Raw genomic sequence first — 12,736 nt, 5'->3', positions numbered from 1 at the left:
AACGATCAACCCTGAGGCCCGCGTTGCGCGTCAGTGGCACCGAGGGGGCGACACCTCGCCCCCTCGGTGACCTGGAGGCAAGACGCATGAGGCAACGAACCGCACGGATCTCCTCGCTCGCCCTGGCGGTCGCCGCGACCGCGGGAGCTGCCGCGCTCGACCCTTCCGCACAAGCGGCACCCGCGCCCACCGCGGCCGCACCCGCACCCGCACCCGCGTACGAGGCGCAGTCGCCGCGCGGCCACGAGGCGACCCGGGCCGCGCTGCGCGCCGTGGTCGAGCAGGGCGAACTGCCCGGAGTCGCCGCCATGGCACGGGACAGCAGGGGAAGTTGGTACGGATCGGCCGGACACGCCGACACCGCGACCGGCCGCGAGCGCTCGCCCGGCGACCACTTCCGCGGGGCCAGCATCACCAAGACGTTCATCGCGACCGTCCTGCTCCAGCTGGAGGCCGAGGGGAAGCTGAGCCTCGACGACCCGGTCGAGCACTGGCTGCCCGGCCTGGTGCGGGGCAACGGGTACGACGGCAGCCGGATCACGCTGCGCAGCCTCCTCAACCACACCAGCGGCATCGCCGACCACACCTCGGACCCCGCGTTCGCGCACGACGCCGCCGGCCCCGGCTTCCCGGAGCACCGCTACGACACCCACACCCCCGAGGAACTGGTGGCGGTCGCGCTGAAGTACCCGCCGGTACCCGACCCGGAGAAGACGCCGCTGTACTCGAACACCAACTACGTCATGGCCGGGATGGTCATCGAGAAGGCGACGGGCCGTTCGTACGCGCAGGAGACCACCCGCCGCATCATCCGGCCGCTGAAGCTGCGCGGGACGTCGTTCCCCGGCACGGCACCGCAGATGCCGGACCCGCACCCCGTCGGCTACTCCCGCTTCCACCAGGAGACCCCCGACGCGGAGATCCACGACGCCACCGAGCAGAACATGACCTGGCTGGGCGCGTCCGGCGACATCATCTCCACCGGCGGCGACCTCAACCGCTTCCAACGCTCGCTGATGGCCGGTGAGTTGCTGCCACCCACGCAGATGAAGGAGATGCTCGACGAGGTGCCGCTGGGCGACGGGACCGGGTACGGACTCGGCGTCGAGTTCGCGGAGCTGTCCTGCGGTGTGAAGGTGGTGGGCAAGAGCGGCCGCACGAACGGTTCCCTGTCCGCGATGGTCGGCACACCGGACGGGAAGCACCAGCTGACGTTCAACATCAACGGAGACTGGCTGCTGGACGGGGCGGTCTACGTCGACGTGATCGAGGCGGAGTTCTGCAACAAGGCCCCGGGCGGCCCGGCCGGGGCCCGATCCCTCACTGGACCTGTGGGACGTCCTTGACGAACACGATGCCGTCGCTGTCCGCCAGGTGGGCCGGGTCGAACGGGGCGTAGCCGAACCAAGGGGATACCCGGGGGCCGGGCCGTGTGTCCCCGAGGACGGTGGCCAGCCGGCCGGCGTCGATGACGCAGCGGTCCTCGGGGAGCGCGTACAGGAGTCCTTCGACGGTGTCCGGCGGCGGGGTGCCCACACCCCGGTGCCGGATCGTGCCGAGGGCCGTCGCCACGAAGGCGTACTCCTCGCCGAGCCCGGCGTCCACCAGCGCACCGGCGCTCCACCACTCCAGCGGCATCCCGCCCATCCGCATCGAGCTCTTCTCCCGCTGGAGGTGGGAGTTGTGGGCGTGGACGAGCACGGGGCCCCGCTCGGCGAGGGCGAGGATGTTGTGGGCCATCATCTGGTCCCGCAGCCCCGCCAGTCGGCTCAGGCGGACCGGTGAGGCGTCGGCCATCCAGTGGTGGTAGCGCAGCAGCCCGATCGCGGTCCGCCCGTGCAGCCGCGCCCGGTCCCGGTCCTCCGGCTGCCCCGCCGCGATCAGGTGCGGCGTCTGCGCGTCGAGCAGCGCCACCAGGTCGTCGGCGAGCAGCCGCAGTCGACCGGCGTCGGCCGACTGCCCCACGGACCGGGACGGGTCCCTCATCGCGGCGGGCTCGGTCCACCGGTCGTCGGCGCCGAGCAGGCGGTCGAGCGTCTGCGCGGTGCAGGGGAGCAGGTCCACGTCCACCCGGTCCGCGAGGTAGCCGTGAAGCGCGGTGAGGGACTGCCGGGGGCTCGCGGCGGCGGTGATCTCCAGCGGGCCGTCGAAGCCGGCGAAGCGGACCCGCTCGGGCGCGGGCCTGCCGTCGTTGTGGGCGCGCATCCAGCGCACGAGCTCGCGGTTGGCCGCGGAGGCGCCCCAGCCGTGGCTGAAGCCGTGCTCCATGACCTCGTCGAGGGTGCCCGTGCCCGAGGTGACGTAGTCGTCCACGGCCAGGCCGGCCAGGCAGTCGCTCTCGATCGTGATCGTCCGGTAGCCCTCCTCCTCGACGAGCTGCCGGAAGAGCTCGTTGCGCAGGTCGAGCAGGGTGTCCTCGCCGTGGGTGGGCTCGCCCAGGGCGAGCACCCGGGGCCGGGCCGGGAGCAGCCTCATGACGGCGGCAGCATCGACGGCTCGGGCGGTGTCCTTGATGTCGGTAGCCATGCCTTCAACGCTATCGTTGAACCTTCGGTTGAAACTTTCCCGCGATATCGGCAGGACCATGGGTCAAAACCTTCAAACCGGTGATCGGCTCCGACCGATCGACCTGGCACGCGCGCACGGTCTGTCCACCCAGGCGGTCAGGAACTACGAGGAGGCCGGCATCCTCCCCGCCGCCGGTCGCACCCCCCACGGCTACCGCACCTACACCTCGCTGCACGCGGGGGCCCTGCGCGCGTTCCTCGCCCTGGTCCCCGGCCACGGTCACCCCACGGCGACGGCGATCATGCGGGCGGTGAACGAGGGCGCGGTCGACGAGGCGTTGCACCTCGTCGACGAGAGCCACGCCCAGCTCCTGGACGACCGGCAGACGCTGCGGGCCGTGGAACGTGCCCTCCGCGACCTGGACCCCACGGCGGCGCCCGCCCCGGACACGGCACCCGGTTCCGGTTCCGGTTCTGATTCCGGCGGGACCTTCATCGGGCCGCTGGCGGGGAAGCTCGGCATCCGGCCCGCGACGCTGCGCAAATGGGAGCGCGCCGGACTGGTGCAGCCGCGCCGCGACCCACGGACCGGTTACCGCGTCTACGGCGAGGGCGACGTACGAGACGCCCGGATGGCCCACCAACTACGGCGGGGCGGCTACCTGTTGGAGCAGATCGCCCCGCTGATCGCCCAGGTCCGCGCGGCGGGCGGCCCGGAGCCTCTGGCAGCCACCCTGCGCAACTGGCACGACCGGCTGACCGCCCGAGGACGCGCGATGCTGGCCGGGGCCGCTGAGCTGGAGGCGCATCTGCGCGAACGCGGATGAGACAGCCGCACACACGATCGACGGGGACCGATGAGTTTCCCGTAAATCCGGAGTCTGCAGTCTGTAAGTAAGTGAGCAATAGTTCGGTGCGGCGCAGCCCGCTGCCGCACCACCCACGCGAAACCAGGAGTCCTCAGATGCGCACCCTGATCAGCACCGCCTTCGTCTCGCTCGACGGCGTCGTGGAGGCCCCGGGCGGCGAGCCCGGCTACCGGAACTCGGGGTGGACGTTCAAGGACATGGAGTTCGTCCCGGAGGCGTTCGAGATCAAGGGCCGGGAGCAGCAGGAAGCCGCCGCGATGATGATGGGCCGGGTCAGCTACGAGGCGTTCAGCCCGGTGTGGCCGGACATGGCGGACTTCGCCGACTACAAGCGGATGCCGAAGTACGTCGTCTCCACCACCCTCACCGAGGGCGACCTGGTCTCCAACTGGGGCGAAACCACGATCCTGCACTCGCTCGACGACGTCGCCGCGCTGAAGGAGACCGAGGGCGGCCCGATCATCATCCACGGCAGCGCCACCCTCAACCGGAACCTCTCGGACGCCGGCCTGATCGACCGCTACCACCTCCTCGTCTTCCCCCTGCTGCTCGGCGCGGGCAAGCGCCTGTTCAGCGGCACGGACAAGGACACCCAGAAGCTGAAGCTCGTCGAGCACGAGGCGTACTCCAACGGCCTGCAGAAGAACGTCTTCGACGTCATCCACTGACACCACCACCGCCGCGCCCGCGCCCGCGCTCCAACCGGCTCACACCACCCGATAGCCGGCTGCGTAACACCGCACCGAATCAGGGTCGGGGGAGCTGAACGCACCCGCGGCAGGATCAGCAGCCGTCGGCTACGACGCTGCCGAGACGGCCGTCACCGCGGAAGCGATACGCCTCTCGACGTACCGCTTCCGCTGACGTCAAGGCCAGGGCGTCAGCCGTGGTTTACCCAGAACAGTGCGCCCATGAGCAAGAGGATTCCGCAGCCGAAGACCGCACCGATCCCAGGATTTCTGCGCAGAGCGACGGCCCGACCGAGCATCCCCAGAGCGGGGATCCAGCCGACCGCGTAGATGATCCAGGCAACCCTCTGCATCGATGCGCCGGTATCCGCTTTGAACAGCACCCACGCCACCAGCACGAAGAGCGCCGGTGCGGCCCACAGATTGCGTTCGATGGCCTGCTGGCGTTCCGACAACGAAATCCCCCTGAGTCAAGTGAAGACGCGGCCCCAGCCCTCCGCCGCGACGGCAACCAATTGCCCGGCCCACCACGGCGAGCCTCTCACCTTCGCCGAGCAAGCGCACTCTCGCCACGCTCCCGCCAACGCCCCAGCAACGCACGGGAGTTGCTGTCCCTCACCGTTGATCGACTGGTGCGCTGCGAGTGTAGAGATGCCCGGCATCCTTCACGCCGGGTGGCGCTCCGTCTCCGATCACGGCCCTCCCGCCCGCCGACGGCCAGGCCACATGTCGTCGTACGCCGCGTCGAAGAACTCCGCCTGCGGCCCGCGCAGCGCGGACCCCTCAGATACCCCGCCCCTGACCGCCTCCGCGAGGCGCGCTGCAAATCGATGGGCAGCCCCTCGCATGGGCTCGCTCCTGGCTGCCAAGTCGATCTCCGCGTGCGCCAGCCACAGATCACCGATGGGCTGATCGAGTTCGGCATCGGCCGCGGCGCCACCGCTGCCCGAGCGCGCAAGCGCCGCCATCGACCACTCACGCTTCTTGGTTCACCTTCTCAACGGGGCAGCTCGACCCAGGATTTGATGCCGCGTCGGGGCAGGTTGGCTTCGGCAGCACCCCACTCGCCACCCCAGTCGTCCACAACGGCCGCCAGCATCCAGAGCGCCCGTCGGCGCCGGGCCTCGCACAGGGCGGCCGTGTCCGGTGCGGGGTGGTGCGGGTGCTGGTCCCAGACAAGGAGACGTACGGCATCGTCGCGGTGGCGCAGTGATACGTAGAAGTCCTTGCCCGGACTCATCCGTACGGTGACGGCAACGAGTTCGTCCACGACGTGCGTGGCCGGCCAGACATATGGAGCAAGGCCGTGCGCTTCCAGGGCGGCGGCCACCACGGTCCGGCCGATGAACGCGCTCCGGAGGTCCCCAGGCAGCGTGAAACTCAACGAGAGCCCGCGCCCGGAGTGGCCCTTGGAGCGCAGGTGGGGCCGGGGATGCACCTGCGAGGGGTCGGAGCGGAGGGCGAGGTGGGGGTGCGGGGTGGCCTGCGGACTCGTCTCGGCGGTGGCGGTCGGACAGAGCGCGGTGAAGGTGGATACGTACATGACGGACTCCCCTTGTGCGGGTGACTTGTTGGCGGTTTCTCTCTTTCGCGTGGGCGCGCACGAATGGCTCACGTTGTTGCGTTGTGGACGAGCAGTGGCCTGTCTCCCTGACACGGGACCGCCCCTCCCAGGGCAGGAGGTCGCGGGCGGGACCGCGTGATGCACTTCCGGCTCGTCGGCGCTGTGTGAGCGGTGCACCACCTAACGTAGCGTCACGAGGGTAAAATTACCCCACTCCTCTGGGAAATGAACCCTTTCGTGGCAGCAGGACGCGCACACGCGGCAAACTGCCGGTGACCGCACGCGGAAAGGAACGGCATGGCAGCAAGGACGTCCCCTACCGAACGTCAGAAGCGGCTCGGAGCCGAGCTGCGGAAGATGCGCACTTCGGCCGACGTATCCGCAGAGTTCGCGGCTGGCCTGCTCTCCGTGGACCGGGGCAAGATCTCGAACATCGAGGCCGGTACGCGTCCCATCAGCCCGGAACGCCTGCGCACACTGGCCTGCAACTGCGCCTGTACCGACGACAAGTACGTTGAGGCCCTGACAGAGATGGCCCAGCCGAGCGGGCGCGGATGGTGGGAGAGATACAGGGGACAACTACCCCAAGGACTTCTCGACATCGCCGAGTTGGAGATGCACTCAGTACGCATGCGAGCTGCGTACTCCATGCACATTCCTGGCCTGCTACAGACCTCGGACCACGCGCTGGCTCTCTTCCGAGTGGTGATCCCCCGGCTTCCGGAGCGGGAGATCGCGCTGCGACTGGCACATCGCGTGGAACGCCAGGAGGTTCTGGACGGGGGCACACCGACGCCGTACACAGGAATCGTGCACGAGGCAGCACTCCGCATGCAGTTCGGCGGCCGCACCGTGGCGCGCGCTCAACTCGAACACTTGCTGAAGAAGTCCGAGCAGTCGAACATCACGCTACTGGTCATCCCGTTCGAAGCAGGAGCCTTCCCGGGCGCCGGGCAGACCGTCCTCTATGCGGAGGGGCCGGTGCCTCAGCTGGACACCGTACAGATCGACAACTCCCACGGTCCTGTGTTCCTCCACTCGGAAGCTCAGCTGACCAAATACCGGGCCCACCTGGACTGGATGGAAGAGATCGCCCTGTCGCCGGACAAGTCGCGGGCCTTCATCCACGCCATCGCACGCCAACTCTGAGGAGATGACAGATGCCGGAAGTCACGTGGGAAGACGCGTTCTGCGGCGAAGGGAACTCCTGCTACCGGATAGGGACCGATGAGGCAGGCAACAGCTACATCTCCGTCAGCGGCGCGGAGGAGCACTTCCTCACCGACAGCCGCGAAGCGCTCCAGCAGATGATCCGCGACATCAAGGCCGGCAAGGCCGACCACCTGCTGTAGCCGAACAAGCAGAAGGCACCCGGCACCGCGACGCGCTCGCCGTGCCGGGCGCTGGGTCAGATGGAGCCGCGCTGAATTCGCGTCGTGTCCCAGAGGAGGCCACGCCGACCGTCCTCCGTCTGCGCGATCAGGGCCTGCCCGTGCTGACCGACCGCGAGATACCAAGCCCCTGGGAACAGCTCGGCCTCCACTCGCGGGGACAAATCCTCCGCAACAAGCTGACGGGGCTCAGGCACCGCGAACCAGAACGCCGAGAACCCGCCGTCCGGCTGCCCAACCTGCTGAGCACCCCCGGACGAACCATCCTTCGCCGAAGCACTGCGCCCTTCCCCTTGTGCACGCGAAGACGGAACGCTCACTGGGCGGTTTGAGCCGTCACCCAGGCGTTGAATGCGCTGCGTGTCCCAGAGGAGCCCACGCCGACCGTCGTACAGCTGCGCGATCAGAGCCTGCCCACGCTGACCCACCGCGAGATACGGCGTGCCTGGCAGCAGATCGGTCACCACCCGGGGAGACAAGTCCTCCGCGACGAGCTGACGGCGCTCGGGCACGGTGAACCAGTATGTGGAGCTCTCACCCTCCGGCTGCCTCACGCGCGCTGCCGCCCGGGGAGGGCTCTGTCGCACCGACACCGCCCACATCACCAGGTCCGCATCGTGGTCAGGATTCGACCTGTATCTCTCGGAACTCAGATCGAGCCGAGATCGGAGTGCGGCGACAACGAGCGGAATCTCGTTGGCCGGTCGACCACTGCCCGCCGCCGTCAAGATCTCGTCCGCGTCACTGTCACGTGCGGCGGAGCGGAGAGCTGTCACGAGTGCCGCGAGGCCCGCGGGAGGCTGGTGGCGTCCGGCATATCGAAGCAAGTCGTCGGCCATCGCGGGGCGTTCACCCTCCCGGAGCCCTTGGACCGCGTCCATCACGTCCATTGCCGAGAGCATCTTCGCCGCTTGGACGAGGGACCGGTGTGCCGTGTCCCTGTGCCCGGCGTTCCACAGATCAAGCAGCGCGGGAACCAGCCTGCCGACCGGCAGTCCCTGAATCAGCGCCGGCGGATCCGGGGCGACGGCGACAGGTTCCGCGGCGGGCATCGTGCCGGTGCCGGGACCGGCCGGGGGCGGCACCGTGGTCCCGGCCGCCACGGCCTCCGCCACAACGGCCTCGACACGACGGCCTGCCGGGACAGGGTCGGGCACACCGGGGCGAGGCACTCCTGCCCGACCCGCCGCTACGGGGCTTGTACGCGTCGTCATCTGGTCGAAGAGAGGGGCCGAAGGCGGCGTTCGCGTGCCGGGGGCTTCCTCGGGGCCGGTCACCGGACCATTGACGATCGCGGAAAGTGCCTCCGCGGCCTCTTCGACCGTTGCCCGCCCATCGGGCTCTTTGACGAGCAGGCGCAGGAGAAGGGGTTCGAGATCACCTGCCCAACGCATCTGCTCGGGCTCCCTGCCACAGATCGCCGCGATCAACGTGGCGTAGGTGTCCCCTCGGAACGGCGGCCGTCCTTCGACCATCTCGTACAGCGTCGCGCCGAACGACCAGATGTCGGAGGCCGCGTCGCCACGAGCGTGCTGGAGCTGTTCCGGAGACGCGTACTGCAAGGTCACGGGGGCGCCCCCGTCCCTGGTCATGGTGGTCGCGTCAGAGATCAGCGCGATCCCGAAGTCCGCGATGAACACCCTTTGACCGGAGAGCAGGATGTTGGCCGGCTTCAGATCCCGGTGCACGACGCCGGAGCGGTGCGCCTCTGCCAGGGACTCCAGAACAGCCAGCCCGATCTCCGCCACCCGGCGCACCGGCAGCCGGCCCTCGTCGTCGAGCAGCTCCCTGAGGGACGGCCCCTCCACGTGCTCCATGACGATCACGGGCGGATCGATCCGCGAGAGGATGTCGAACACTGTGACGATGCCGGGATGCCGGCTGAGCCGGGCCAGCGCCTTGGCCTCCCGCCGAAAGCGCTCCAGCTGACGGCTTCGTTCCTCCTCGCCGTCGGCGAACCCGTAAAGGATCTCCTTGAGGGCGACGTTCCGGTCGAGCTCCTCGTCATGAGCGAGCCAGACGCGGCCCATGCCGCCCTTTCCGATGGCCCTGATCAGTCGGAACCGGCCATCGACCAGCTCACCTTGCTGCCCCATGACCTCTACTTTAATGGCGCATCAAACATGCTGTGAGCATCCGTCAGAAGCATGCACACGCAGCCGAAAGGCCCGTGGGCCGCGATGCGATCGCGGCCCACGGGCCCTTGCTGTGGCGCGGTTCCTCAGGAAGACGTGCCGCGCGGGAAGGAGACCTCCACGCGCCGGTTCTTCTTCCGGCCCTCTTCCGTGCTGTTGTCGGCGATCGGGTACTGCTCGCCGTAGCCACGGATCTCGAAGGTGACGGTCGACCCGAGATCCTTCACCAGGACCGACTGCACGGCGTTGGCGCGCTGCTTGGACAGCACGTCACCGTGGGCCGAAGAGCCGAGGTCGTCAGTGAAGCCGAAGACGCGCACCTTGGTGGCGTTCTGCTTCTTGATTTCCGCCACGATGGCTGCGATACGGGAGTTGGCCGCGGAACTCAGTTTCGCACTGTCCTTGCCGAACAGAACCTCGGCCTGGAGCGCGAACTTGATGTTCGCGTTGCTGTCCTCGCGACGCTCTTCGCCGCCCATGTCCTCGACCACCTGGACGATGTCGAGAACCTTGGCGGGGGCAAGCGTGCCCCCCTCGGGCATCTTCAGGTCTGGGTCATTGGGATCGAGCTTCACTGGCGGCACAGACGTTGCCTCGGTCCCTGGAGGCACGCTCGGGCCATCGTCGGCGAGGGCCGACGACGCCCCGAGCAATGTTGCAGCGGCCGCCACCACGACAGACAGTCCAGCGACGCTGAATGGCTTCAGCCGTGTTCGGTTGCAGGTCATGTCGGCCGTCACCCTGAAATCTTCAGAGAAGCCGTCGCGAACGTCGGCAACGTGAAGTCGACTTCAGTCGTCGTGCTGGGAGGCGCCGGGAACTGCATGAAGATGGAAGTCGACTCCCCAGCCGACAGCGGAGGAATGCCAGTGGTGCATAGGCAACGGCTTTCCGTGTCGCGAAGAACGTAGTACCGCTTCTTGCCCGTTTTATCCACCAGCGTCGCGCCAGCAACAGAGTTTGCGTTGGCGTTGACGACCGCAGATTCCGCACCCGCCCACGAGCTGGAGTTCTGCGTCCTGTCACTCACGTTCTTGATCGTTCCCTGAACCGTGACGAATCCTCCAGAGTCACGCTTCACCTGATTGATGACGAGAGTGAGTCCACTTCCCCTGACCTCGGCCAGCTTGGCGTTCGGGTCCACGTTGTCCTCGGCAGCCGTGCCCTCCGGCCCCTTCTTGTCCTCGTCCGAGGACTTGGAAGGCGCGGAGGAGGGCGACGAGCCAGCACCATTGGACTTGTCACCGGCGTCGTCGGTGCCGCAGCCGACTACGGCCAGGGCCATCGCCGCTGCCAACGAGACAGCCGCCACGGCCCTTCGAGACCTGGTGGAGCGCCGAATGCTCATGGATTCTGGTTCCTTTACTCGTCGTTCGCCATCAATTGTCGACCAAGTGCACGTCGTAGAGGATCTTGCTCACCTGAGACCAGGGCGGAGGGCTGCCCGGACTGATCTCGAGAAAGTCCTTGCCACACGTGAAGAAGAAGATGTCCCGAATGCTGTCGTCGTTGAGGTCGACGGACGTCCAGCTGCAGCGGAACTTGATGACAGCGGTAGCCGTGGCCTTCGCCTTCTTATTCTCCGTGCCGGGAATAACCGACGAGTCCACAGGCTTGAGACCCTCGACATCGACCTTGATCCGGTCCTCGCGGCCACCCGGAATCGGGATGCAGCTTTCGACCTTCGCCTGATTTTCGGCGGCCAGACCGGCGGCTGCGGAGCATCCACCCACGGGGTGGGCCTGGAGGTACTCACCGAGCAGGTCCTCGGGAAGTGAAGCAAGGAATCCGGCCTGGAATTCATCGCGAGCCTGCCGCGCTGCGGCCAGAGCAGCTGCATCAGCCGCCCCCTGGGCTCCGTTGCGCAAGGCCGCTGCTTTGCCGACGGCAAAGAATGCGAACACGAGGAAGAGCAGGCCCGCCACCATCACTACGTAGATGGGGAAGGCCTGCCCTGCATCGATACGGTTGCGACGCCGCATTACTTGGCTGTGATGGAGCTCACAAGGCCGTCGATCCGCTTCGAGATGTTGCCACCGATGCCCGTCGCCATGATCGCGCCGATGATCGCCACGACCACCAGGATGATGCCCAGGTACTCGAACGCCGTCTGGCCCCGGTCCTTGGCCTCGTAGCGCTTCTGGATGGCGCTGACGGCGGTGTTGGCCCAGCCGTTGACGCGAACGGCGGTCTTCAGGGTGATGTTCGACATGGTGTTCCCCTCCGGGTTCGGCCGACCGGTAGCCGGCCGACTCGCAAGTTTCCTGGGTGTCGCCCGCGGTACCGGCTTCCTCCTGGCCGGTGCCGCTGGCGACATGAGAAACATACGGCGGCACGCCCCGCTCGCCGGAGGGTCCCAGGGCCCATTCCCGGGCCCAAAACGTCAGTTGGGTCTTCGACTTCGTCGCGTGCTGTCGGGCCCCACGCCCCGCACGCACTGTCCTGGATCCGCTCCCGGCCTGCCGCTCAGCCACGGTGACCACCTGCCTCGCGAGCTCCGCGTCCCGCCGAGGGGGCCGTGCCGAGCCAGCGGGCAATGGCCTCGCTGCGGCTCGCACTGTGCAGCTTGGTGAAGATGCGGTTGATGTGGTTCTTGACCGTCTTCTCGCTGATGAAGCAGGTGGCGGCGATCTGCTGATTGCTCATGCCGGAAGCGATCAGCTCCATGACCTCCACCTCCCGTGAACTCAGCCCGTATTGCTGCCTGTTGAGCTTCGCGTCCGGTTCCCCGGCCATGGAAGACTGTGCCACAACTGGTTGCAGATGCGAAAGACCCTGCGGTGTGCGGACAGGTCGCGGCGCAGGTGGAGACGGTTCAGGCTTGGGTACATGTGCAGGCGCACCCTGTTGCTGAACGGAACTCGGGGCGTGGCCGTCGTATCCGGGCCCCTGGTAGGGAACACCTGTGGTCAGAGCCGTCCCGAGCCCTTCCGGAAGCGGTCGTGACTGTGCCCCTGGGCCCTGACGCATGTGGGCGAGGAGTGCGTTGGCCGCGGTGGCCGTGAAGTGGGCACGGCCGTCCCTCGTGTCGCGCACGGCCTGTACCAATTGGTCCGCCGTGAACTCACCGTGAACCAGATAGCCGCTCGCGCCCAGGCGCAGCGCCTCGTGGACGATCTCGTTCTCGCGGCTGTAGGTCAGCATCATGACGGGCGCGACCTGCACGAGGTGCGGCAGCGCGGAAATGCCGTCGACGCCGGGCATCCGGACGTCCAGCAGGACGACGTCCGGACGGTGCTGGACGGCCATGTCGTAGGCCTGGCGGCCGTCCGCGGCCTCCGCGACGACCTCGATGTCGTCACGGCCGGAGAGCAGGACGCCGAGGCCGGCCCGGACCACGGGGTTGTCGTCGGCCACGACGACCCGCAGGGCGCTGGGAACAGCCATGGGCGTCGCTGCGGGGAAGGGAGGCATGGGCCCGGATGCCGCGGACTGCTGTGGGACGGGGAACGCGTGGGAGCTGGGCTCCGAGTTGAGCGGGGTGACGTGCGAGGACGTGTGCTGGGACGCGTGGTTCTGTGCGGCCCAGTTCTGGCCCGAAGCACGGGAGACGTCGTCCGGCATCTGCGACCTCCTCTCAA

At 68.0% G+C, this 12,736-nt stretch carries 14 protein-coding genes; 5 read left to right on the top strand and 9 right to left on the bottom strand.

What is annotated here, in order from left to right:
* Window positions 1-86: 86 nt before the first annotated feature.
* Window positions 87-1,346 carry a serine hydrolase domain-containing protein gene (locus ACFYY1_RS08505; protein ID WP_388582542.1) on the top strand — a complete coding sequence of 420 codons (1,260 nt, stop codon included), beginning with the start codon at window positions 87-89 and terminating at the stop codon, window positions 1,344-1,346.
* Here the strand turns inward: ACFYY1_RS08505 and ACFYY1_RS08500 are convergent.
* On the bottom strand, window positions 1,321-2,526 hold the full coding sequence (locus tag ACFYY1_RS08500) for an erythromycin esterase family protein (protein ID WP_388582540.1): 1,206 nt from the start codon (window positions 2,524-2,526) through the stop codon (window positions 1,321-1,323). The two genes, ACFYY1_RS08505 and ACFYY1_RS08500, sit on opposite strands and share 26 nt — an antisense overlap.
* A 58-nt stretch (window positions 2,527-2,584) precedes the next feature.
* Here ACFYY1_RS08500 and ACFYY1_RS08495 point away from each other — a divergent pair, with 58 nt between their 5' ends.
* Window positions 2,585-3,334 (top strand): TioE family transcriptional regulator, encoded by a 750-nt coding sequence (locus ACFYY1_RS08495; RefSeq protein ID WP_388582538.1) that lies wholly within the window; start codon window positions 2,585-2,587, stop codon window positions 3,332-3,334.
* Window positions 3,335-3,471: 137 nt separating this feature from the next.
* Window positions 3,472-4,044, top strand: coding sequence for a dihydrofolate reductase family protein (locus tag ACFYY1_RS08490; protein WP_388582535.1), 573 nt, complete (start codon window positions 3,472-3,474; stop codon window positions 4,042-4,044).
* A 212-nt stretch (window positions 4,045-4,256) separates the two neighbouring features.
* On the opposite strand, the gene ACFYY1_RS08485 is transcribed toward ACFYY1_RS08490, so the two are convergent.
* Both ACFYY1_RS08485 and ACFYY1_RS08480 read right to left on the bottom strand, forming a co-directional pair.
* Window positions 4,257-4,520, bottom strand: a complete 264-nt coding sequence (locus ACFYY1_RS08485) for a hypothetical protein (RefSeq protein WP_388582532.1) — start codon at window positions 4,518-4,520, stop codon at window positions 4,257-4,259.
* Window positions 4,521-5,062: 542 nt separating this feature from the next.
* Window positions 5,063-5,608, bottom strand: coding sequence for an ATP-binding protein (locus ACFYY1_RS08480; RefSeq protein WP_388582531.1), 546 nt, complete (start codon window positions 5,606-5,608; stop codon window positions 5,063-5,065).
* A 318-nt stretch (window positions 5,609-5,926) separates the two neighbouring features.
* On the opposite strand from ACFYY1_RS08480, the gene ACFYY1_RS08475 reads away from it, so the two are divergent.
* Window positions 5,927-6,778, top strand: coding sequence for a helix-turn-helix domain-containing protein (locus ACFYY1_RS08475; protein WP_388582529.1), 852 nt, complete (start codon window positions 5,927-5,929; stop codon window positions 6,776-6,778).
* 11 nt (window positions 6,779-6,789) lie between these two features.
* Entirely contained in the window at window positions 6,790-6,981 is a 192-nt protein-coding gene (locus ACFYY1_RS08470; protein ID WP_388582526.1) for a hypothetical protein, read from the top strand.
* A 56-nt stretch (window positions 6,982-7,037) separates the two neighbouring features.
* Here the strand turns inward: ACFYY1_RS08470 and ACFYY1_RS08465 are convergent, their stop codons facing one another.
* The 6 genes from ACFYY1_RS08465 to ACFYY1_RS08440 all read right to left on the bottom strand — a co-directional run bounded on the left by ACFYY1_RS08465 (window position 7,038) and on the right by ACFYY1_RS08440 (window position 12,719).
* A complete protein-coding gene (locus ACFYY1_RS08465) occupies window positions 7,038-9,116 on the bottom strand; it encodes a protein kinase (protein ID WP_388582523.1) in 2,079 nt (692 codons plus the stop codon).
* Window positions 9,117-9,241: 125 nt separating this feature from the next.
* On the bottom strand, window positions 9,242-9,883 hold the full coding sequence (locus ACFYY1_RS08460) for an OmpA family protein (protein ID WP_388583457.1): 642 nt from the start codon (window positions 9,881-9,883) through the stop codon (window positions 9,242-9,244).
* Between the two features lie 8 nt (window positions 9,884-9,891).
* Complete coding sequence (locus ACFYY1_RS08455; protein WP_388582520.1) at window positions 9,892-10,503, bottom strand: hypothetical protein; 612 nt, start codon at window positions 10,501-10,503, stop codon at window positions 9,892-9,894.
* Window positions 10,504-10,534: 31 nt separating this feature from the next.
* Entirely contained in the window at window positions 10,535-11,137 is a 603-nt protein-coding gene (locus tag ACFYY1_RS08450; RefSeq protein ID WP_388582517.1) for a pilus assembly protein TadG-related protein, read from the bottom strand.
* A complete protein-coding gene (locus ACFYY1_RS08445) occupies window positions 11,137-11,367 on the bottom strand; it encodes a hypothetical protein (RefSeq protein ID WP_388582516.1) in 231 nt (76 codons plus the stop codon). The genes ACFYY1_RS08450 and ACFYY1_RS08445 overlap by 1 nt, the downstream gene beginning before the upstream one ends.
* A gap of 254 nt (window positions 11,368-11,621) precedes the next feature.
* Entirely contained in the window at window positions 11,622-12,719 is a 1,098-nt protein-coding gene (locus tag ACFYY1_RS08440; RefSeq protein ID WP_388582513.1) for a response regulator, read from the bottom strand.
* Window positions 12,720-12,736: the final 17 nt, after the last annotated feature.

The organism is Streptomyces sp. NPDC001890 (assembly GCF_042891445.1).
GTDB lineage: Bacteria > Actinomycetota > Actinomycetes > Streptomycetales > Streptomycetaceae > Streptomyces.
Note: the sequence above shows the minus strand (reverse complement) of the source record. Positions and strands in the feature narration are given on the sequence as shown.